At 43.0% G+C, this 19,935-nt stretch carries 23 protein-coding genes; 3 read left to right on the forward strand and 20 right to left on the reverse strand.

Annotated elements, in window-relative coordinates:
* Positions 1 to 228 precede the first annotated feature (228 nt).
* From rluB to ELQ35_RS18560, 9 genes are all read right to left on the reverse strand, one after another.
* A complete protein-coding gene (gene rluB / locus ELQ35_RS18520) occupies positions 229 to 960 on the reverse strand; it encodes a 23S rRNA pseudouridine(2605) synthase RluB (protein ID WP_126866674.1) in 732 nt (243 codons plus the stop codon).
* A 266-nt stretch (positions 961 to 1,226) separates the two neighbouring features.
* Entirely contained in the window at positions 1,227 to 1,754 is a 528-nt protein-coding gene (locus tag ELQ35_RS18525; protein WP_370873448.1) for a spore maturation protein, read from the reverse strand.
* A 10-nt stretch (positions 1,755 to 1,764) separates the two neighbouring features.
* On the reverse strand, positions 1,765 to 2,358 hold the full coding sequence (locus ELQ35_RS18530) for a nucleoside recognition domain-containing protein (protein ID WP_126866676.1): 594 nt from the start codon (positions 2,356 to 2,358) through the stop codon (positions 1,765 to 1,767).
* On the reverse strand, positions 2,351 to 3,511 hold the full coding sequence (locus ELQ35_RS18535; RefSeq protein ID WP_126866677.1) for a D-alanyl-D-alanine carboxypeptidase family protein: 1,161 nt from the start codon (positions 3,509 to 3,511) through the stop codon (positions 2,351 to 2,353). Before ELQ35_RS18535 ends, ELQ35_RS18530 begins: the two co-directional genes overlap by 8 nt.
* 132 nt (positions 3,512 to 3,643) lie before the next feature.
* Entirely contained in the window at positions 3,644 to 4,522 is an 879-nt protein-coding gene (locus ELQ35_RS18540; protein ID WP_126866678.1) for a superoxide dismutase, read from the reverse strand.
* Positions 4,523 to 4,755: 233 nt separating this feature from the next.
* Positions 4,756 to 5,244: a YpuI family protein gene (locus ELQ35_RS18545; RefSeq protein ID WP_126866679.1), complete on the reverse strand. Its 489-nt coding sequence runs from the start codon at positions 5,242 to 5,244 to the stop codon at positions 4,756 to 4,758.
* A gap of 31 nt (positions 5,245 to 5,275) precedes the next feature.
* Positions 5,276 to 5,686, reverse strand: a complete 411-nt coding sequence (locus tag ELQ35_RS18550) for a hypothetical protein (protein WP_185861828.1) — start codon at positions 5,684 to 5,686, stop codon at positions 5,276 to 5,278.
* A gap of 290 nt (positions 5,687 to 5,976) precedes the next feature.
* A complete protein-coding gene (gene scpB / locus ELQ35_RS18555; RefSeq protein WP_126866680.1) occupies positions 5,977 to 6,558 on the reverse strand; it encodes an SMC-Scp complex subunit ScpB in 582 nt (193 codons plus the stop codon).
* The gene (locus ELQ35_RS18560; RefSeq protein WP_126866681.1) at positions 6,545 to 7,309 is read right to left on the reverse strand and encodes a segregation/condensation protein A; all 765 of its coding nucleotides are present in this window, start codon (positions 7,307 to 7,309) and stop codon (positions 6,545 to 6,547) included. Before ELQ35_RS18560 ends, scpB begins: the two co-directional genes overlap by 14 nt.
* A 215-nt stretch (positions 7,310 to 7,524) precedes the next feature.
* Here ELQ35_RS18560 and ELQ35_RS18565 point away from each other — a divergent pair, with 215 nt between their 5' ends.
* Both ELQ35_RS18565 and ELQ35_RS18570 read left to right on the forward strand, forming a co-directional pair.
* Entirely contained in the window at positions 7,525 to 7,617 is a 93-nt protein-coding gene (locus ELQ35_RS18565) for a YjcZ family sporulation protein (RefSeq protein WP_126866682.1), read from the forward strand.
* A gap of 131 nt (positions 7,618 to 7,748) precedes the next feature.
* On the forward strand, positions 7,749 to 8,285 hold the full coding sequence (locus ELQ35_RS18570; protein WP_246026134.1) for a DUF309 domain-containing protein: 537 nt from the start codon (positions 7,749 to 7,751) through the stop codon (positions 8,283 to 8,285).
* Positions 8,286 to 8,338: 53 nt separating this feature from the next.
* On the opposite strand, the gene ELQ35_RS18575 is transcribed toward ELQ35_RS18570, so the two are convergent.
* Positions 8,339 to 8,698 (reverse strand): GNAT family N-acetyltransferase, encoded by a 360-nt coding sequence (locus ELQ35_RS18575; RefSeq protein ID WP_126866684.1) that lies wholly within the window; start codon positions 8,696 to 8,698, stop codon positions 8,339 to 8,341.
* 435 nt (positions 8,699 to 9,133) lie between these two features.
* On the opposite strand from ELQ35_RS18575, the gene ELQ35_RS18580 reads away from it, so the two are divergent.
* Positions 9,134 to 10,012, forward strand: a complete 879-nt coding sequence (locus tag ELQ35_RS18580; protein ID WP_126866685.1) for a DUF1002 domain-containing protein — start codon at positions 9,134 to 9,136, stop codon at positions 10,010 to 10,012.
* A 51-nt stretch (positions 10,013 to 10,063) separates the two neighbouring features.
* Here the strand turns inward: ELQ35_RS18580 and lysA are convergent, their stop codons facing one another.
* From lysA to ELQ35_RS18630, 10 genes are all read right to left on the reverse strand, one after another.
* Positions 10,064 to 11,386, reverse strand: a complete 1,323-nt coding sequence (lysA, locus tag ELQ35_RS18585; protein ID WP_126866686.1) for a diaminopimelate decarboxylase — start codon at positions 11,384 to 11,386, stop codon at positions 10,064 to 10,066.
* Positions 11,387 to 11,572: 186 nt separating this feature from the next.
* On the reverse strand, positions 11,573 to 13,051 hold the full coding sequence (locus tag ELQ35_RS18590; RefSeq protein ID WP_126866687.1) for a spore germination protein: 1,479 nt from the start codon (positions 13,049 to 13,051) through the stop codon (positions 11,573 to 11,575).
* A complete protein-coding gene (spoVAEA, locus tag ELQ35_RS18595) occupies positions 13,011 to 13,613 on the reverse strand; it encodes a stage V sporulation protein SpoVABEA (RefSeq protein ID WP_126866688.1) in 603 nt (200 codons plus the stop codon). Before spoVAEA ends, ELQ35_RS18590 begins: the two co-directional genes overlap by 41 nt.
* Positions 13,614 to 13,706: 93 nt before the next feature.
* Entirely contained in the window at positions 13,707 to 14,129 is a 423-nt protein-coding gene (locus ELQ35_RS18600) for a stage V sporulation protein AB (protein WP_126866716.1), read from the reverse strand.
* A complete protein-coding gene (locus tag ELQ35_RS18605) occupies positions 14,119 to 14,739 on the reverse strand; it encodes a stage V sporulation protein AA (protein ID WP_126866689.1) in 621 nt (206 codons plus the stop codon). The genes ELQ35_RS18600 and ELQ35_RS18605 overlap by 11 nt, the downstream gene beginning before the upstream one ends.
* A 448-nt stretch (positions 14,740 to 15,187) precedes the next feature.
* Positions 15,188 to 16,480 carry an NCS2 family permease gene (locus ELQ35_RS18610; RefSeq protein WP_126866690.1) on the reverse strand — a complete coding sequence of 431 codons (1,293 nt, stop codon included), beginning with the start codon at positions 16,478 to 16,480 and terminating at the stop codon, positions 15,188 to 15,190.
* A 256-nt stretch (positions 16,481 to 16,736) separates the two neighbouring features.
* Positions 16,737 to 17,495 carry an RNA polymerase sporulation sigma factor SigF gene (gene sigF, locus ELQ35_RS18615; protein WP_126866691.1) on the reverse strand — a complete coding sequence of 253 codons (759 nt, stop codon included), beginning with the start codon at positions 17,493 to 17,495 and terminating at the stop codon, positions 16,737 to 16,739.
* 13 nt (positions 17,496 to 17,508) lie between these two features.
* A complete protein-coding gene (gene spoIIAB / locus ELQ35_RS18620; RefSeq protein WP_126866692.1) occupies positions 17,509 to 17,949 on the reverse strand; it encodes an anti-sigma F factor in 441 nt (146 codons plus the stop codon).
* 2 nt (positions 17,950 to 17,951) lie between these two features.
* A complete protein-coding gene (gene spoIIAA, locus ELQ35_RS18625) occupies positions 17,952 to 18,302 on the reverse strand; it encodes an anti-sigma F factor antagonist (protein WP_126866693.1) in 351 nt (116 codons plus the stop codon).
* A 129-nt stretch (positions 18,303 to 18,431) separates the two neighbouring features.
* Positions 18,432 to 19,598, reverse strand: coding sequence for a D-alanyl-D-alanine carboxypeptidase family protein (locus tag ELQ35_RS18630; protein ID WP_126866694.1), 1,167 nt, complete (start codon positions 19,596 to 19,598; stop codon positions 18,432 to 18,434).
* Between the last annotated feature and the right edge of the window lie 337 nt (positions 19,599 to 19,935).

Here is a 19,935-nt window from a genome sequence, read left to right on the forward strand (position 1 = left end):
TGCTCGTCTTATGCTTGTCGGACTTGCACAGGACAAGGAACGCTTCGTCAGCATTACTTCGCACGAAGGAAAGCGATAGCTTTTCGAGGGTGTGCTGACGTCGACGTTCGCCACAGGACGTGGCGGCTCTTAGTCGACGTTCTTTTCAAGGCGCTTGCGCTTTTCTATCATTATAACATTTACCAACACGGGTCCATTATTTCAATTTTTGAAGGTTATGTGACAATCTTACTTTTTCTGTCCTGTGGCAGCAAGGGCCCTCAGCTGCTTCACTTCATGGGGTGTCAATTCTCTTGATTCCCCTGCAGAAAGCCCATTGAGCGTCAAGAAGCCGTATCGCTCCCGTTTCAGCTTTAACACTGGATGGCCGATTGCCTCCAGCATCCTTCTGACCTGGCGATTCTTCCCTTCATGAATGGCAATTTCAACGATTGCCGTCTGCTTTTTCTTATCGATGGAAAGTACCTTTGTTTTGGCAGGCGCTGTTTTGCCATCCTCAAGGACTATTCCCTTTTCGAGCTTTCGTAAATTTTCCCGCAAAGGAATTCCTTTTAGTTTTGCAACATAGACCTTGTCCACCTCATGCTTCGGATGCATCAGGATATTGGCAAATTCACCGTCATTTGTGAGGAGCAGCAATCCGGAAGTATCATAGTCCAGCCGTCCTACCGGGTATATTCTTTCATTAATTTCAGGAAAGAAATCAGTCACCACTTTTCTATTCTTATCATCGGTAGCAGCCGAAATCACCCCGCGCGGTTTATAGAGCAGGAAGTAAACCGGAACTTCCTTTGTGAGCGGAACTTCATTCACCTCTACCTTATCGTTCGGACCTATTTTTACACCGAGCTCTTTTACGACCTTTCCGTTAACTTTCACTCTTCCTTCGACAATTAATTCTTCCGCCTTACGTCTAGAGGCAAGCCCGGAATGGGCAATAACCTTTTGTAAACGCTCCATTATCTTCACCTCTTACATCTAACTGCCTGGATTTCATTTCTTCCATGATACAATCATACAATTATGGCACATTACAATGAAAAAACAAATGCTTTTCGTTTTCTCAGCCGTGTTCTATCATTCTTGACATAGATGGCTGGAAACTTTCAGCAATAGAGCCCTTTCCTACTTCCATAATGAGTTTACCATACGATTATTTCGGTCACCAAAATTTAATATTTTCTGAAAGTAAAAAGGACAGCCCGCGGCTGCCCTTTTTCAAGGTTCTATTTTGTTCCAAATACAAGTGTGACGACTATAATTGCCGCGATAATCCCGACCAGATCTGCGAGCAGGCCAACCTTGACTGCGTCGCCCATCTTTTTGATTCCTACTGCGCCGAAATAGACGGTCAAGACATAAAAGGTAGTGTCGGTGCTACCCTGAATTGTCGCTGCCAGCCGGCCGATAAAAGAATCAGGACCATGAACGGAGATTAAATCGCTCGTCATGCCCAGCGCGGCCGTGCCTGATATCGGCCTGATGATGGCAAGCGGCAAAATTTCTGCCGGAACATGAAACATTTCCAGCAGCGGCTTCAAAAATTGGACGATAAAATCGAGTGCCCCTGAAGCACGAAAAATGGAAATGGCGACAAGCATACCTACCAAAAAAGGAATGATCGAGAAAGACATCGAAATACCCTCTTTTCCGCCCTCAACGAATGCTTCATACGTAGGAATTTTTTTCAAAGTACCATAAATGAGAATAAAACAGATTATTAAAGGAATCATCCAGACTGAGATGGTCGTCATCCATTGCAAGCTATTTCACCCCGTTCCGGGTTCGTTTAAAGTAGAAATACCGGTCAATTGCAACAGCTGCGACAGCTGAAATCGCGGTCGCTATGATTGTCGGGAAAACGATGTCCGTCGGTGCCTTAGACTCGTACGTCATCCTGATCGCAATCACTGTGGTTGGGATCAGGGTAATACTGGACGTATTGATGGCCAGGAAAGTAATCATCGATCGGCTCACCGAAGTTTTTCCGCCGTTCAGTTCCTTTAACTGTTCCATCGCCTTGATTCCGAGCGGTGTTGCCGCATTCCCAAGCCCGAACAGATTGGCCATCATGTTTGATAAGATATAGCCCATTGCCGGATGATTGGGCGGGACCTCGGGGAAAAGGCGCCCGATAATCGGCCTGAATAAACCGGACAGCTTATCAAGCAGTCCGGAATCCTGGGCAATTTTCATCAAGCCTAGCCAGAAAACAAGGATGCTCATTAATCCCAAACAAAGCGTGACAGCCTCTGTTGCACTTTTGAAAAGAGCGGCATTTACTTGATCCATTGTTCCGTTGATCATCGCAAACACCACACCGATAACCGTCATGCCAACCCATATATAATTAACCATTTTGCTTGATCCCCAATACCATATTAAACGCAGCTTTCCATGCAGAACGCCATGATACCTGATCCAGACTGAACGTTTCTTTTACTTTCCCGTAAAAAATCGTTCTCTGACCTATTTCGTCCCCATCCTTGTAAACCTCTGCAAGGCCGACTTTATCGGGGAAATCCGCTTGCTTTTTCCATGACTTTTCCGGCTTAAGCAGCTTTAGTTCTATTTTTATATCATCCTTTTCATCCTCATTGAGAGGATAGTAAAAACTGTTTTTAATATAAATATTGCCTTTATAGGGCTTTTCTTTTACTTCTTTAAGCGGGCCAGGCGCTAAGATTTCCGTATTTTGATACTCCTTAAACGCCGATTCGTACATATAGATATGATCGTTCCAATCATCGGGGCCATTCAAAGTCACAGCAATTAAATCAAGATCATTCTTTGAAGCCGTCGTCACCAGTGTCCTTTTCGCCAATTTCGTGAATCCTGTTTTGCCGCCGGTACAGTATTCATATAACTGGGTAAGCAGCCGATTTTTATTCCTCCATACATAATCCCAGTTTTCCATTGTATTAGGGGCGCGATGGACCTTTGTCCCTGAAATTTTCCTGTATGTATCGTTGTTCATGGCATAGCGTGTGAGCAATGCCATATCATAAGCCGTCGAATAATGATCCTTCGTATTATCAAGGCCATGCGGATTTGAAAAGTGGGTGTTTTTCATGCCGATCTCCTCGGCTTTCCGGTTCATCATCCATACAAAGCCATCGAGGCTTCCGCCCACATATTCCGCAATCGCTACAGCTGCATCATTGCCGGATCTTAGCATCAAGCCATATGTTAAATCCTCCAGCTTCATTTTTTCCCCATTTTTCAAAAAGAGGGAAGACCCTTCCGTCCCAACAGCATGACCACTGATTGTTACAGTTTTATCAAGCTTGCCCGACTCCACAGCAAGCAGGGCAGTCATTATTTTCGTTATGCTGGCAATTTTACTTTTTTGATGGGCATTTTCCTGATAAATAACCCGGCCGCTGCCTTCTTCCATCAATATAGCGTTATGGGCGCTGACCGGCATTGCAGCCTTCGTTCCAGCGGGATTTAAAGAAATAAATAAAAAGATGGCTATTAAAATCGGAATATTTCTATATAAAAAATGCATGTATGCCCCACGTCCCTTTATGTTTTGTACAAGTTTATGCATCAGGACAAGGGTTATGAATAAATCTTTCTTTTAGTTAAATTAAAGAAGATCGACCGGCGCGTGCGCCAATCGATCTACTAGTAAACTTCGTTAATAAGCCTTCCAGACAAGCTTCCGGGCTTTTTCAAATCTTTCGGTAACACTCGGCCAGTTGACAATATTCCACCAATTATCGACATAGGCATTTCTATTCGTCGTATATTGCAGGTAATAGGCGTGTTCCCAAACGTCAAGCACAAGCAGAGGAATCGTATCCCACTGTGTCAGGATCATATGCCGTTCCGATTGCAGGATTTCCAGCCTCCTTGCGCGCGGTGACCAAACAAGCAGTGCCCAGCCTACTCCTTCCACCTTTTTGGCGGCCTCGCTGAATTGCTTTTTGAATGCATCAAAGCTTCCAAAGTCCCTTTCCAGCTCTCTAAGCAAATCTCCTTTTGGCTTGCCTTCTCCTCGTGGAGTCATCACTTCCCAAAAAATGGTATGCAAATAATGGCCCGACCCATGAAAGGCTGCTTCTCTTTCCCAATGTTTCAATAAATCATAATTGTTCGTTTCTCTGGCCTTTTTCATCATTAGTTCAGCCTTGTTCAGACCATCCACATAGGACTGATGGTGTACATCATGATGAAGCTGCATGATTTTTTCTGAAATGACAGGTTCTAACGCGTCGTATCGATAAGGAAGCGGTGGAAGGGTGTGCTTACCGGGCGCTATTGTTTTTTCTGATTTTGGCCTATGACTAGATCCATCCATCAACTCACCTGCTTCACGATAAAGTGATTCCACAGCATGGTGCAAAGAATTGATATCTGCTTCTCTAACGTTTCCTTCTTCGAGAGGAGTGGCTAAAGCAAGAACTTCGTCCATGCTGCCTGAAAGATTTTCACGCAGTCCAGCTTGATCCAGTAATTCAGAGATTCCTTTTGTCCACTCCTTCACATGTATACCATATTCCATATATTCATTCATTTCTCTTGCCTCCAAACTTTGCATAAGTGTCAAAGTATCATATGAAATCTGGATACATGGGTGCCCGTTGCCCATATCTTTTATTAAAAAAGCGGAAGCGCCTTATAAAAAAGAACGTCAACTAACATCCTGTACGTGGAGCTAGACAACAGTACATACTGAAAAAGATTATCTTTTTTTATTTCCTCACAGAAGAAAAGACGGCTTATCAGCCGTCTTTCGAAAGGTATCTTTTATTTGGATTGCATCATTTTTGTACGGTAATCAGTTTCATAGAAGTCAAGTTCTTCGCGCACAGACTGAAAACCAGCTTCTAATTCTTTCAAAATGGAAGTAATGCTTTCGGGAACCTCGGAGTGGAATTTAATCGAGTTTTTCCCGGTGTAGGCGGAGCGGCTGTCTTCATACCAACGGTCCGACTTAGGAGAGAAATATTCCTCAATACACTGATGGTAAATTCTATATAAGGTTTTTTCGGCTGCTGCTTTATGAAAGACCTCATTTTTAAGGACGATTTGACATGTTTCCAGACCTTCCTCACAATACACTAGCAATCTTCTTATGCCGGATAAAAGCCCCTTATAATAAGCTTCATCTCCGCTTTTTTCCTGCTGGAGTTCTGAATAAGTCATCTCATTCAAAAACTGTTCAAGCTTGTCAACCGTATTCCCTAAAAAGTCACGTACATCCTCAAGCTGAGATTTAACAATCGTGTTCCCCAACCGTAAACCCTCCTAGTTAGATAAAGTTTTGCTAAATGGTGAATAGTGAATTTGTGCTAAGCTTATACTCTTTTTCTTGCTGAAGTGCCTGGAAAACTTCAGGTAGCTTTTCCAGATTGAATCCGTTGAAGTAAGAAGCGAATTCCTTAATTGAATTGATATACACCCTTTTCCTGGCTCGAAAATCGGGATTTTTTAACAAGCAGACAAGCGCCGTGATGTCATAAAGATAAATGTCTCTTTCCCCTGCAGAAAACAGCGGGTTTTCGGAATAAGGAGTAAATTCATGTACCGATTCATCGAAATAACGGACATATAAAACATAGAATGATTTCACTTCTCCATCTTCTATGTATGTAACTTCAGACTGGTTAAAAAAGTCCTCAAAGGTATTGGACTGCCCTTTCTCCAGCTCATACCCCCTGCATTCTTTGATAATCAACCCAACACCTCCCAAGAAAAGCATAAGCGCCTTGTTCAAGGAACGTCAGCTAAGAGCCGCCACGTCCTGTGGCGAACGCCGACGTCAGCGCATCCCTGCGCAAGTCCGACAAGCATAAGACAGATCCCGAAAGAAGGCGCTTTTTGCCTTCTGTAGGGAGCCGGGCCTTATGACCTCGAGGGGCTAGGCTGCTTGCGCTAGACACCTGTCAAAATTCATGAGACTATCCTCTAGCCTTTAAAAGCGTATTCATTATTAGTAAGTATATTATCATAATTCAGAAAAAAGTGTTATTCGATTGTTTCCTGAAATTTTTCAAAAAAGAGATCGGCACCATCCTGCTCAAATCCGTCGTCCTCATTCTCTGCAAGAGGCGGGAGCTCTTCGATGGATTTGAGACCGAAATAATCCAAAAATTCTTTCGTTGTCCCGTACAAATACGCTCGGCCTGATCCCTCTGCACGGCCTACTTCCTTAATTAAGGCTTTTGAAACAAGTGTTGACAGCGGCCGCTCAGTCTTTACGCCCCTTATATCTTCTATTTCCGCTCTCGTGATCGGCTGTTTGTAGGCGATGATGGCCAGCGTTTCAAGCGCCGCCTGTGACAGGCCTTGAGAGCTAGGTGCTTCGACAAGCCGCTTTAAATAATCGGAATGCTCTCTTTTCGTAGCAAGCAAGTAAGCTCCGGCCATTTCAATAATCTGGATCCCTCTTGTTTCATTCTCATAATCAGCTTTTAATGACTCGACCATATCTAGGGTCTGTTTGTCTGTAATCTCGAGCACGGTGGATATCTGAGCCAAAGACAGGCCTTCATCGCCAGCTGCAAAAAGCAAAGCTTCGATAACGCCTTTCCAATTAATGGTTTCCAACTGTTTCTACACCTTTCTTAGTTGCCACAAATATGTCTGAGAAGTTACTCTCCTGTTCAACGAAAATTTCATTGAGCTTCATCAATTCAAGAACAGCCATAAATGTCACGACAATATGCTCCTTATCCGGCTTGGGAAACAAATCAAAGAATCCTTTTCTTCCACTGAAAGAATGAAGGTCTGCGAGAATCTCATCCATGCGCTTTTCAATCGATATTTCCTGGCGGGTCACTTTTGTATAAAGCGGTTTTTGCAATTTCTGGCGGCGGAGCAGCTTTTGAAATGCGCCGAGCATATCATACAAGCTTACGTTCAAATCCAGCTTATCAGGCTCTGCAACCTTTGAGAATTCCGATAAATTACTGGGCGGCTTTGTAAACACGAGGTTTCGCTCTTCTTCCAGTGCTTTAAATTCAGTAGCTGCATTTTTAAACTTGCGATACTCAAGCAGTTTTTCAACCAGCTCGTCACGCGGATCTTCCTCATATCCGAATCCTTCCCCATCCTCCAGGAATTCCTCTTCATGCTTGGGCAGCAGCATTTTGCTTTTTATCGCCAATAATGTGGCAGCCATAACCAGATACTCACTGGCTCCATCAAGCTCCAACTCTTTCATAGTGTGAATATACCCGAGGTATTGCTCGGTAATTTCAGCCATCGGGATATCATATATATCTATTTCAAGTCCATTGATCAAATGAAGGAGCAGGTCCATCGGTCCCTCAAATGCGCCAATTTTTATATTATACATTTATAAAACCCCGCTATAATTCATAATTGCCCATGCGGCACTTTTACCTGCTATACATAGTATAGTAGATTGGCGGCACTTATCCAATAGGTATCTCCCTTTTTCATTAATTCGAAAAATTTCATAAAATTTGTCTGTGCCCAAACATTTTCGATGAAGTTTCATATTATGTGGAGGAAATGAGTTATTAAGGATTTTAGAAGGAGGTACATTTCATGAGTGAAAAAGGATCCGGCTACGGCGGCGGCTTTGCTTTAATCGTAGTACTCTTTATATTATTGATTATCGTTGGTGCATCCTGGTTTTAATTCACAAGATCTCTGTGGGACTGCGCTGTTACAAATGCCAGTCCCATTTCTGTATACAGAACAAGAGGAGATAATCATCGGAACTACGCCCTAATTGTGTTACAATGTACATAAGAAAAGGAGTGGGGCACTTGCATTATCCTGAACCATATGTTTCTTATTTAATCCATTTTCATGGTGAACGGGACTATTTTGAATGCCACGAGGTGTTAGAGGAATATTGGAAGGAAGTTGCTCCAGGGGAACGAGGGTCCCGTTGGGTAGGACTCATTCAAATCGCCGTTTCTTTCTATCATTATAGAAGGGGGAATTTCATAGGCGCCCTTAAGACCATGAAAAAAGCAATTTCTATCCTGGAAAAGAAATCTGAAGAGATAAACGAACTAGGAATTGATCATCTAAAAATGCTTATTTTGTTAAATAAAACAAAGGATGGGATCGAGTCTCATCGTGTGTACCACAGCATTAACCTTCCAATTACAGATCCCGGGTTAATCAAGCAATGTGAGGATAGCTGCAAGCTGCATGGGTACAATTGGTGCGCTGAAAGCGACCTTGCTAATGTAAAACTGGTAAACAGACACGCTTTGCGTGACCGAACCAAAGTGACCCAGGAAAGAAAACGCCAGCTAACATGTAAAGATGGAACCCAAACACGCAGTATATGAAAAACCTTATTCCTTTATTGAAGGAATAAGGTTTTAGTTTTTCTATATACTTATTAATCCGGATTATTTTCCAGGTCGCATTTTTCCAAAAACGAAGCAGTAAACTCATTCGGCCGCAAGTCTTTATAAGGGTACATGTCCTTTAACGCCTTGACCATGCGTTTTCCAATTCCCTGATGGCGGAATGATGGGTTGACCGAAACATGCTGAATGACGAACTCCTGATCATCTGCTGCATTGACGCCAATAAGGCCGATGATTTCGTCATCCTTCCAAAGAAAAAGGTGCATATTTTCTTCGGTCTCATATGATTTCATTGTTTGCCGGAGCTTTTTGATATCCTTTTCAGTTGGCATAAAGGATAACAGGCCCATTGCAAATTTTTCATAGCTTTTTTTATATTTGATTAACATATAATATCCCTCGTTACTAAAGAACGTAGTATTTTTAATGATTGTTTGTAATCCTTACTATCATACATAAGTATGCTATCGGTTTCAATAGCGCTTTAAGCGCTTGCTTATTCACGGCCCGGCATCAAACAATGAAAAACCAGTAAATGGCTCCCCAGACTATCGAGATCAAAGCGATCGCACTAAACAGCGTAATGTTGCTCTTTCTCATACAAGTTGCCTCTTTTCCCATGTTTCCTTTTAAAAAAAGATAAAACAATGTCCTTATTCTACTATAGAGCCACACCCCTGACAATCCCACCTGCAAATCTGGAATTTTTCTCCTAAAAGTACATTATAATCATAGTACCACGCAATTAAAATTTTGAAACTATGCCATTTTGTGATTATACTGTTCTAGAAGTTTCTATTTCGCCTAGTGTTATGAGGAGGAAAATGATGAAAAATAAAATGATGAAAAAATGGCTGATATTGTCTCTTCTCTTTTGTTTGTTGCTCCCTTTTAAGGCATTTGCCGATGCCGCTGTCGGGGATATGACCGTTACACTCGGCCAAAACCTGACAGACGAACAAAAAAGTGAGCTCCTTTCAGAAATGAATGCCCCTGAAGGAGTAGAAATCCTGACAATCACGAACGAAGAGGAACATCAGTATCTAGGAGAATATATTCCTAAACGGTTGATTGGGACAAAGGCTATTTCTTCGTCAGCAATCACACTTGAAAAGGCAGGAACGGGCCTTAAAGTCCAATCGAAAAATATCAACTGGGTTACGGAGGAAATGTATATCAATGCGCTGGCCACGGCCGGCGTTAAAGATGCATCGATCTATATTACAGCCCCGATCCCTGTTTCCGGTACAGCTGCATTGACTGGTATTATTAAAGCTTATGAGATTTCATCAGATAAGGTTATTCCAGAGGATGTTAAGCAGGCTGCAAATGAGGAAATGGTTAAGACCGCCAAGCTGGGCGATGAAGTTGGTTCAGATAAAGCTGCGGCCCTTATAACAAAAATTAAAGAAAACATGGCCGAAAATCCACCTCAAACGGAAGCAGAAGTACGTGATACCGTTGAATCTTCCGCAAAAGAGCTTGGGATTACGCTTACAGATGAACAAATCCAGAGTCTGGTTGACTTATTCAACAAGTTAAAAGATTTGAACATCGATTGGAACCAAGTCGGCGGCCAATTGGACAAAGCAAAAGAAAAGCTGACTACTTTCCTAAAATCAGAAGAAGGGCAATCCTTCCTCGACAAGCTGAAAGAATTCTTCGGCAGCCTGATCGACGCGATCAAGGCACTCTTTTCTTAATTGATAATAAAAGCGGAACCCGGACTTCTCTTGCCGGGTTCCGCTTTTTTCTTATTTATTCTTGATGGCTTCCTGCAATGGAACGTCAAATTGGACTAGATCCTGATACGTCTCGCGCCTGATCACAAGCCTTGCCTCACCTTTTTCTGCAAATACAACAGCAGGTCTCGGAATCCGGTTATAATTATTCGACATCGAATAGCCGTAAGCTCCGGTACAGAAAACAGCCAAAATATCACCCCGGCCCGCCTTTGGAAGCGGCAGATCCCAGATCAGCATATCACCGCTTTCACAGCACTTTCCGGCAATTGAAACCGTCTCCTCAGGATCTTCTAAAGGCCGATTGGCTAAAACAGCTTCATACTTGGCATCATACAAGGCAGGACGAATATTGTCACTCATTCCGCCATCAACGGCCAGATACTTCCTGATATCCGGTACATCCTTTTCAGAGCCTACCTTATAGAGGGTAGTTCCTGCGTCCCCCACGAGGGAGCGACCCGGTTCTATCCAAATTTCCGGCATGTTCAATTCCGAATCCTGAAGCTGTTTCTTTACTTCTGTTACAATTTCTTCTACGTATACAGAAGCAGGGAGCGGTGTATCCTCTTTTGTGTACCGGATCCCGAATCCACCGCCAAGGTTAAGTACCTTTGAATCGAATCCAAGGGACTGGTGCCAATTTTTTAATTGCCCGATTATTTTTCTCGCCGCAAGGATAAAACCGGTCGTTTCAAAAATCTGTGAACCGATATGGCAATGCAATCCAAGCACTTCGATCCAGTCACTGTTCAAGGATTGTTCGAGGGCTCTTTCTGCCTGGCCGTTCAACAAGTCGAATCCAAACTTCGAATCCTCCTGACCTGTCAGGATATAATCATGAGTATGCGCCTCGATTCCCGGAGTCACCCGCAGCAAAATAGCGATTTTTTGTCCTCTGCTTGAACATAGCTCTTCCAGCAGCGACAATTCAGAAAAGTTATCGACCACAATGCAGCCAATTTCATGGTCCAGGGCCATTTCCAATTCTTCTACACTTTTATTATTGCCATGAAAATGGATCCGTTCCTTTGGAAAATCAGCCTTTAATGCCGTATACAATTCACCGCCTGATACAACATCAAGCGACAATCCTTCCTCTTTCGCAAGCTGGATCATCGCAATCGAGGAAAAAGCCTTGCTGGCATAAGCAACCTGTGCCTGTACCCCCAATTTTTCAAATGTTTTCTTAAAGCCTTTTGCCCGTTCGCGGATCAATTCGACATCATACACATAAAGCGGTGTCCCAAAGTGGGATGCCAGTTCTAACGTATCGACACCGCCAATTTCAAGGTTTCCTTCTTCATTAACACTTGCAGTTCCATATACATGCATATCTATTTCCCCTTCCGGACTAAGGAGCTCATCGCCCTAAACAAATGAGGCAGACCCATATAGGAACACTGTCTGCAACAGCAACATCCCTATTTACGTGAGTCAGCCTCATATTCATTACTATTTTAACGCTTTAATAGTTAAAACAAAAATAGCATATGTCTCTGACAACTTCAATACTTTTGTTTACCGCGGCTGCCTATATTTATCTCGAGGATGGACGATGCTTGGCCTGATCCTTGAACCCGGGACAGGCCGCCTTAGCAGGATATATGAAAGCGCCTTCGGATAGAATGGCACCAGCGGCCATAAATAGGGCGTATTCAATGTCTTGATGCTTGCCAAAAGAATAAAATAGACTGTTGTGCCAATCATAAATCCAGGAATATGAAAGATGGCAGTAACGATCATCAGGAACAGCCGCGAAATCTTGTTGGCCAAGCTTAGTTCAAGGCTTGGCGTAGCATATGTCCCAATCGCCGCTACCGAAACATACAGGATTACTTCAGGAACAAACAAACCGACATCTATGGCAATTTGGCCAATTAAAACAGCGGCGATCAGCCCCATGGCCGTTGATAAAGGCGTCGGGGTGTGGATAGCGGCCATCCGCAAAAATTCTAACCCGAAATCCGCAATGAAGATCTGGATCACGATTGGAATATTCGTTTCTTTATTCGGTCCGATAAATGCAAGAGATTCTGGCAGCAAGGAAGGGTCTAATGTAAATAGGAGCCAAAATGGCAGCAGGAATAACGAGGAAAATACTCCCAAAAAACGCACCAAGCGGATCAGGGTTCCTACTGCAGGTGACTGCCTGTATTCTTCGGCATGCTGCATATGGTGGAAAATCGTCGTCGGTGTAATTATGACACTGGGAGAATTATCTACAATAATAATCACGTGGCCCTCGAATAAATGAGTGGCTGCGACATCTGCCCTCTCCGTATAGCGCACAAGCGGATATGGATTATATCCTTGTTTTACAATATACTCTTCTACTGTTTTATCGGCCATTGTCAGTCCATCTAATGAAATGTTCTTCAATTCTTTACGGATGATATCAACCATGTCAGGGTCGACAATCCCATTGATATAACAGATGGAAATATCGGTTTTTGAGCGTTCGCCTACTTTCATGATTTCAATCCGCAATCTTTCATCCCGGATTCTCCGTCTCGTTAACGCTGTATTGATGATGATGTTTTCAACGTAACCATCACGCGAACCGCGGACAGTTTTTTCAGTATCGGGTTCTTGCGGCATTCTTCCCGGATAGCTCCTCACGTCAACGATTAAAGCTTTGCCGGTGCCGTCCACCACAATTGCAATCAGGCCGGATAGCACCTCGACTACCATTTCATCCAGCGTTTCTACTTCCTTAACCTGCTGATGTACGATTCTGTTATGTACGATTTCATAAACTTTGGAAGTACTTCGTTCCCTTTCGTTCAAACCGACAATGCCTTCGAGTATTTCAATGAGGAATGATGTATCTACAAGTCCGGTTACATAATAAAAATGGATTTCCTTTTTTAAGGCTGTTATTTTTCGGACACCCAGGTCAAAGCTTATGCCCAGGCCTACTCTTTCCTTCATGTAAGATTCAACTTCAAATACACGGTTAGGAATCGGTTTCATTTCTTCCTTGCTTTCTGATGTCATGATTCCCGCTCCTTTCAAGAATGATTTCCACCGCCAATTTGGTGATCGGTGCACCTTTTTTATAATCATCTTTTCTTGCCATTTTTCCAATATCGCCGATTCCGACTACGATTGGCGCATGTAGTTCATTCACACAATAAACGGTATCTCCGGTAATCCGGCCCAATTCGTATTCCACAGCGCCATATTTGTCCACCCCGTAAGGTGTAAGCTCGCCGTCCCGATCAATGCTTACATCTACTTTTGTCCATTCTTCATGTCTGCTCTTGGAAGCAACTGCAATCACTCCCAAAACCTCAATATCGCGATCGTTTGCAACGTAGCGCATCGCCATTTCCCCGGATCCTTCCCCCATATAACCGCTGTCATCAAACATCACCAGGACCGGGTCGTATGGGGATTGTTTTATCAATGATACGATCTCTGCCCCTGAAAGAACGGATGGATTCCCCTGTGACATTGAAATGCACCTGCCCCCGATTTCTTTGGCTGTGATTTCCACGGCACGCCTTGCATATTCGTCACCATCCGTTATAAAAATGACTTTCCGTTTTTCTGCCATAATCATCATTTTCCTTTCGAGGAACAGCCTGCGTTTTACGCACGATTTAGGAGGCCACTCGATTATCGTCTTGCAAAAAAGCAGGTACAGGCCTCATATATCCACAAAGTAAATCCATTGGAATAAAGAGCCGGCAATTTTCCCAAACACGATCGCCATAATCAAATAAACGATCTTTTCCTGAATGCCGATCCGTTTTGAAATGAGCGGAAAGACATTCAAAACCTCTGTCAATGCAGCGGCCAGCAATCCGTTGAAGATCCCGTCCGCTAATCCAATCGGAACGAGGAAAGCTTTATTCAGTGAGAGAATATTATTTTGAAGGCCTAACCAGGCTCCGGTAATTACCCCCAGCACAATCGCCCATTCATAGTGCTGAATCATCTTCATCGTTTTTGTGAGCTGGGTCAGCCTCGGAATGACCTTGAGTACCGTCAGGAAAGCTACAAACCCGGCCCCGACTGCCAGACCACCAGCAAATCCGACAAACACAGTAAAAATAATTTTAATTGTCATCAATTTTTTTTATGCTCTCTTTATTTTCATTCATGATGACATATTGATCTAAATCCTGCTGGTAGTTAAACATCTCGACTTCTAGCGGGCTCGGTTCTTCATTAAATCGCTTTCGAAAAAAGTGGTTAAAGAATAAGATCATCCCCAGCCCGAGCCCGAAGCTGTACGGTATTTGGATGAGCAGCGGCTTGCTGTCCTCTTTGCCGGTAATGATTTTAAACAGCTTTTGATGAACGGTTTGCATGCTGACATCTACATGAAAATTCATAATCGTAATCGCGGCCCCGACAAACAACAGAATCCAGACTGCAATAAACAGCGGCCAAGAAACCTTTTTCTTCTCGTAGACCACCTCTATGATCGTCTGGGAAGGCCCGATTGCCTGAATTTCAATATCAGCATTTTGGTCCAGAATTTCTTTAACCAGTTGGACCAAGTCAACGATAATAATGTTATTATCTTCATTGGTGACTTTTAATAAAACCGTCTCCTCAAGCTCCTTGACCAGGACCGGCTGTCCCAGTAATTTGGCAATATCCTTGATTTTCACTATTTGATTTGACCTTACCTGCACGCGGTGACGCATTCTTACATACACCAGATTGTCCATCACTCACACACCTCGTACGTCAATTTCCTTTTATGTGTAGTATGTATTTGTTGGCCATTAACATACAAATCAAACAAAAAGACCATAAACTTCCAGGATTTTTTGTAAAAAAAAGTACCACAGCCCAAAGAGGCAGTGGTACAGTGATACGTTTTTTAAAAAGATAAGCCAGAAAGTATAACTTAGCGCTTCCGCTTTTCAGTGGTGTCTAGCTCCAGCAGCCTAGCCCCGAGGCACAGGACGTGCTAGTGCCGACGAAGACATAAGGACGTGGCGTACTTAGTCGGCCTCGAGTCATAAGCCTCTTCTCTACAGAAGGCAAAAAGCGCCTTCTTTCGGGATCTGTCTTATGCTTGTCGGACTTGCGCAGGATGCGCTGACATCGACGTTCGCCACAGGACGTGGCGGATCTTAGTCGATGTTCCTTTTTACAAGGCGCTTCCGCTTTTCAGTGTGTTGGGAAGAAAATCATTTGAATTAGGAAGACGACACCAAAAAAGTAGATGAGCGGGTGGACTTGTTTCGCTTTTCCGCTAAAGACTTTCATTAATGGATAAGTGATAAAGCCAATCGCTATCCCGGTGGAAATACTTGAGGTCAAAGGCATGGTAAGGATGATCACAAATGCCGGAAACGCCTCATCAAATTGCTTCCAATCAATTCTTGCCAATCCTTCCATCATAAAACAGCCAACTATGATTAAAACCGGTGCTGTTATCGCGGGAAGGGAGGAAATCGCTGAAATCAGCGGTGAAAAGAACATCGAAACCGCAAATAAAATCGCGGTAACCACCGCCGTCAATCCAGTTCTTCCCCCGACTGCAACCCCTGTACTTGATTCCACATACGCTGATGACGGGCTTGTCCCGAATAGTGCACCAACTGTAGTCGCAATCGCATCGCCAAGAAAAGCCATTTTCGCTCTTGGAAACTTCCCATCTTTCATTAGCCCAGCCTGTTCGGTGACCGCAATCATCGTCCCGGTTGTATCAAAGAGTGTGACAAGCAAAAAAGCGAAAACAACTGCGTATAAGCTGTTTGAAAAAACACCAGCAATGTCAATATCGTAAAAAACCGGAATCGGCGGGCTTGAGATGATATCCTTGAATATTAGCAAATCCATGAAATAACCGATAACAGCGGTTAACAACATCCCAAAAAATAAAGCGCCTTTAACGTTTCTGGCCATTAAAATCAGTGTCAAAAATAGTCCGATGATCGATAAAACAGTAACCGGCTCATGCAGATCGCCAAGCGTGATCATCGTCGAATTATTTGGCACGACTATCCCGCTTTGCTTTAAGCCAAGAAAGGCAATAAATAAACCGATCCCAGAGGTGATTCCATATTTTAAAGAAGCTGGGATAGACGTAATGATCGTTTCACGAAATTTAGTCACACTTAGCAGAATAAACAACAAACCTGCGATGAATACCGTGCCAAATATCGTTTGATAAGATAGGCCCTGTGCTCCGACAACACTTGCAAAATAGGCATTCAAGCCCATGCCCGGTGCAATCGCAATTGGCAGCTTCGCAAAAATCCCCATGATTAACGTCCCAGTGATGACTGAGATGATCGTAGCCATGAATACCTGTTCAAATGGAATCCCGATTGAACTCAGGATGGCAGGGTTTACAATGATGATATAGACCATTGTCAGAAAGGTCGTAATACCGGCAAACACTTCCGTGCGCACTGAAGTGCCGTTCTTTTGCAGTGAAAAATATCGTTCAAACATGATCTGAAAAACCTCCAAATTCGTGTAAAAGCCGAATAAATTAAAAGCCATTTATTATAATATTCGTTTTTAAGACATAAATCAACAATAGTCAACACATTCCTTCATTGAAAAATGTGCCTGTTTCAAAAATAGTTGTTTACTAAATCTCTTTTATTGAGTTATCGCCATCCATAGTTGGCGGTTCATTCATTTTTAAAAGCAATAATCTCTTTTCCACTTGTTGACTTTTTTTAGACACAAAAAACCACACGAATCATTGATTCATGTGGTCCTTCATTTGCAGAAGTATTTTTTTTTCAAGCCTTGACACCTGTACTTGTGATATACCCAGACGCACGGCCACTTCGGATTGGGTCTGATCCTTATAATACCGCAGATAGACAATAAGCCTTTCGCGTTCATCTAAATCTGAGATGGCTTCTTTCAGCGTTATTTTATCAAACCATTTGGACTCATTTGTATCGGCAATCTGGTCAAGAAGGGTAATCGGATCGCCATCATTCTCATATACGGTTTCATGAATGGACGAGGGGCTTCTGCTTGCATCCTGGGCCATGATGATTTCCTCCGGCGAAAGCTGCAGATATTCGGCAAGCTCATTCACGGTTGGCACCCTTCCCAGTGTTTTCGATAATTCTTCCTTCGCCCGCCTGATCTTATTCGCCATTTCCTTTAATGAACGGCTCACCTTGACTGTTCCGTCATCGCGGATAAATCGCTGGATTTCGCCGATGATCATCGGGACAGCATAGGTTGAAAACTTCACTTCAAATGACAGGTCAAATTTATCAACTGATTTCAACAGTCCGATACACCCGATTTGATAAAGGTCATCAGGCTCATACCCGCGGTTTAAGAAACGCTGGACGACTGACCATACCAGTCTTAAATTGCTGCTGACAATTTTGTCTCTTGCTTCCTGGTCCCCACTCTGGCTGCGCCGGATTAAATCCCGTAATTCATCATCTTTTAAATGGACCTGGTTTTTCTTCTTTTTTACCTCCACATCCATATGCAAAACTCCCTTAATTCGCCAAAGCTTTACTTTTTGTTAAGTGCTTTTTTAATCGAATGATCGTTCCCTCGCCTTTATGGGAAATGACTTTCATTTCATCCATGAAATTTTCCATGATTGTGAATCCCATTCCGGAACGCTCCCATTCCGGTTTTGTTGTATACAATGGCTGAACGGCCTCATCCACATCTTCAATTCCCATGCCTTCATCTCTGATTGTCATCTCAACAATGTCACCGTCAATCATCACGGAAATATAGATAATCCCATCCGGATCATTTTCATAGCCATGAATAATTGAGTTAGTGACAGCTTCTGACACAACTGTTTTCAGCTCAGTCAATTCATCCAGGGTGGGGTCAAGCTGGGCGATAAAAGCAGCCACCGTAATACGGGCAAAAGATTCATTCTGGCTCAACGCTGAAAATTGAATTTCCATCTTATTTTTCATAACTACGCAACCCCCAATCTTTGTAAAGCGTTTTCCTCGGAAAGTTCCAGTTTAATGATCTTAAACAATCCTGACATTTCAAATAACCGCTTCACTGAAGGCGAGATTGCGCAGACTACCATTTCACCATGATTGTGTTTGATCTGTTTATAGCGTCCCAGAATCACTCCAAGTCCTGAGCTGTCCATAAAGGAAAGCTCCTCCAGGTTCAATACAATATGCTTGATGCCATCATTTTCAATAGCCGCGCTCGCGCGATTTTTCAGTTCTTCCGATGCGTGATGATCCAGCTCTCCTTTTAATCGGATGCAAAGAACAGCATTCCTTGCTTCCATATCAATGACAAGACTCACTATATAGCCTCCTTATCTGCCGTATAGTGAGTCAAATTCTATTTTTGTGATGCGATTTCCTTCTTGGTGACAAAACTAGTGCCGATTCGCCGAAAGTAGTTGCTATTTGCTTTTTTTTGACAGAAGGAATTATTTTGATTGGGTAATCTTTCCAAATGCGCGTTTATACATTTCCCACCAGCTGGCCTTCTCCATGTCATCCTTTGCAACAATCGGTGAATCGACCACGGTCTTTCCATCCTTGATAACCTTTAACATTCCGATCTTATCGCCCTGCTTTATCGGGGCTTTCAGATTTTGGTGCATGCTGATTTTTTGGGTAAAATCTTTGGAGCTGCCGCTTTTTTTCGTCAGGACGGAAATCGGTTCGCTGGTTACACCGATTATCGTTTTTTTGCTTCCTTTGCTGACTGGAACAGACTTTAACGCGACACCGCGTTTATAAATAGGGTGTGTGGTAAATTGAGAGAAGGCATAATCAAGCATTTTCGTCACCTCTGCATTTCGCTCTTTAGGAGAAGGCGCTCCCATGACAACTGCAATGACCCTCATGTTCCCTTTTTTCCCGGTAGCGGTGAGACAATATTTTGCCTCGTTTGTAAAACCGGTTTTCAGTCCATCTACGCCTGGATAAAATTTAACCAGTCTGTTTGTATTAACAAGCCAGAACTTTTTGTCGGTATCTTCACGCAAATAAGCCTCGTAGGTGCCTGTAAATTTGGTGATCATATCGTATTTGAGCAGCTCTTTTGCCATGATGGCCATATCATGGGAAGTGCTGTAATGATCTTCGACAGGCAAACCGGTTGCATTTTGGAATTTCGTATGTTTCAAGCCAAGTTCCGCGGCTTTCTCGTTCATCTTCTTCACAAATTCCTCTTCAGAGCCAGCCAGTCGTTCGGCCATCGCCACAGACGCATCGTTTCCGGAACCGATTGCGATACCTTGAAGCATGTGTTCAACGGTCATTTCTTCCCCCGCCTCAAGAAAGATTTGCGAGCCGCCCATCGACGCAGCATATTCGCTTGTGCGGATTTTCTCCTTGAGTGTAAGCTCACCTTTGTCAAGGGAATCCATGATCAAAACCATGGTCATGATCTTTGTCATGCTTGCAGGAGGGAGTTTTTCATTTGAGTTTTTTTCATACAAAACAGCTCCCGTATCTCTTTCTATCAAGATGGCCGATTTCGAATTATCAGCCAAATTGACACCCTTTTCCCCTTCAGCATAAGCATTTGGAACAACTACACTTGCTGCTAACAATAACGCAAAGCAAAGAAACAGAAATCGCTTCATTCCCAAACCCCTCCTAATCTTAATAACGCACCTGGTAATCATAATTACCGATAACATTGAAAATGTTGTACTTTCTTATCTTTTCAAATGCCGAAAGTTTTACTATATTGCTACAGCATTTCCAACCAAACCATATTTATACAGATATGTTTTTAAAAAAAGAAGAATAAAAAGAAATATTTTTAATGCTGACAAAAAATGTAATAAAACGGAGGTTCATGGAATCAAAGGATACGAAAAAAAAGCCGATCCAAAGGATTTTCATCCTGATGGACCAGCTTTTTCATTGTCGAAAAATCACAAATAAGTGAAAACTGACACAGAAATTATGGAGGGT

The organism is Peribacillus cavernae, assembly GCF_003989135.1.
Lineage (GTDB): Bacteria > Bacillota > Bacilli > Bacillales > DSM-1321 > Peribacillus > Peribacillus cavernae.

Coding starts and splice junctions, on each gene's coding strand:
- rluB (WP_126866674.1), bottom strand. CDS start 960: ATGGAGCGTTTACAAAAGGTTATTGCCCATTCCGGGCTTGCCTCTAGA.
- ELQ35_RS18525 (WP_370873448.1), bottom strand. CDS start 1,754: ATGACGACCATCTCAGTCTGGATGATTCCTTTAATAATCTGTTTTATT.
- ELQ35_RS18530 (WP_126866676.1), bottom strand. CDS start 2,358: ATGGTTAATTATATATGGGTTGGCATGACGGTTATCGGTGTGGTGTTT.
- ELQ35_RS18535 (WP_126866677.1), bottom strand. CDS start 3,511: ATGCATTTTTTATATAGAAATATTCCGATTTTAATAGCCATCTTTTTA.
- ELQ35_RS18540 (WP_126866678.1), bottom strand. CDS start 4,522: ATGAATGAATATATGGAATATGGTATACATGTGAAGGAGTGGACAAAA.
- ELQ35_RS18560 (WP_126866681.1), bottom strand. CDS start 7,309: ATGTATAATATAAAAATTGGCGCATTTGAGGGACCGATGGACCTGCTC.
- ELQ35_RS18565 (WP_126866682.1), top strand. CDS start 7,525: ATGAGTGAAAAAGGATCCGGCTACGGCGGCGGCTTTGCTTTAATCGTA.
- ELQ35_RS18575 (WP_126866684.1), bottom strand. CDS start 8,698: ATGTTAATCAAATATAAAAAAAGCTATGAAAAATTTGCAATGGGCCTG.
- ELQ35_RS18580 (WP_126866685.1), top strand. CDS start 9,134: ATGATGAAAAATAAAATGATGAAAAAATGGCTGATATTGTCTCTTCTC.
- lysA (WP_126866686.1), bottom strand. CDS start 11,386: ATGCATGTATATGGAACTGCAAGTGTTAATGAAGAAGGAAACCTTGAA.
- ELQ35_RS18590 (WP_126866687.1), bottom strand. CDS start 13,051: ATGACATCAGAAAGCAAGGAAGAAATGAAACCGATTCCTAACCGTGTA.
- spoVAEA (WP_126866688.1), bottom strand. CDS start 13,613: ATGGCAGAAAAACGGAAAGTCATTTTTATAACGGATGGTGACGAATAT.
- ELQ35_RS18600 (WP_126866716.1), bottom strand. CDS start 14,129: ATGACAATTAAAATTATTTTTACTGTGTTTGTCGGATTTGCTGGTGGT.
- ELQ35_RS18605 (WP_126866689.1), bottom strand. CDS start 14,739: ATGGACAATCTGGTGTATGTAAGAATGCGTCACCGCGTGCAGGTAAGG.
- ELQ35_RS18610 (WP_126866690.1), bottom strand. CDS start 16,480: ATGTTTGAACGATATTTTTCACTGCAAAAGAACGGCACTTCAGTGCGC.
- sigF (WP_126866691.1), bottom strand. CDS start 17,495: ATGGATGTGGAGGTAAAAAAGAAGAAAAACCAGGTCCATTTAAAAGAT.
- spoIIAB (WP_126866692.1), bottom strand. CDS start 17,949: ATGAAAAATAAGATGGAAATTCAATTTTCAGCGTTGAGCCAGAATGAA.
- ELQ35_RS18630 (WP_126866694.1), bottom strand. CDS start 19,598: ATGAAGCGATTTCTGTTTCTTTGCTTTGCGTTATTGTTAGCAGCAAGT.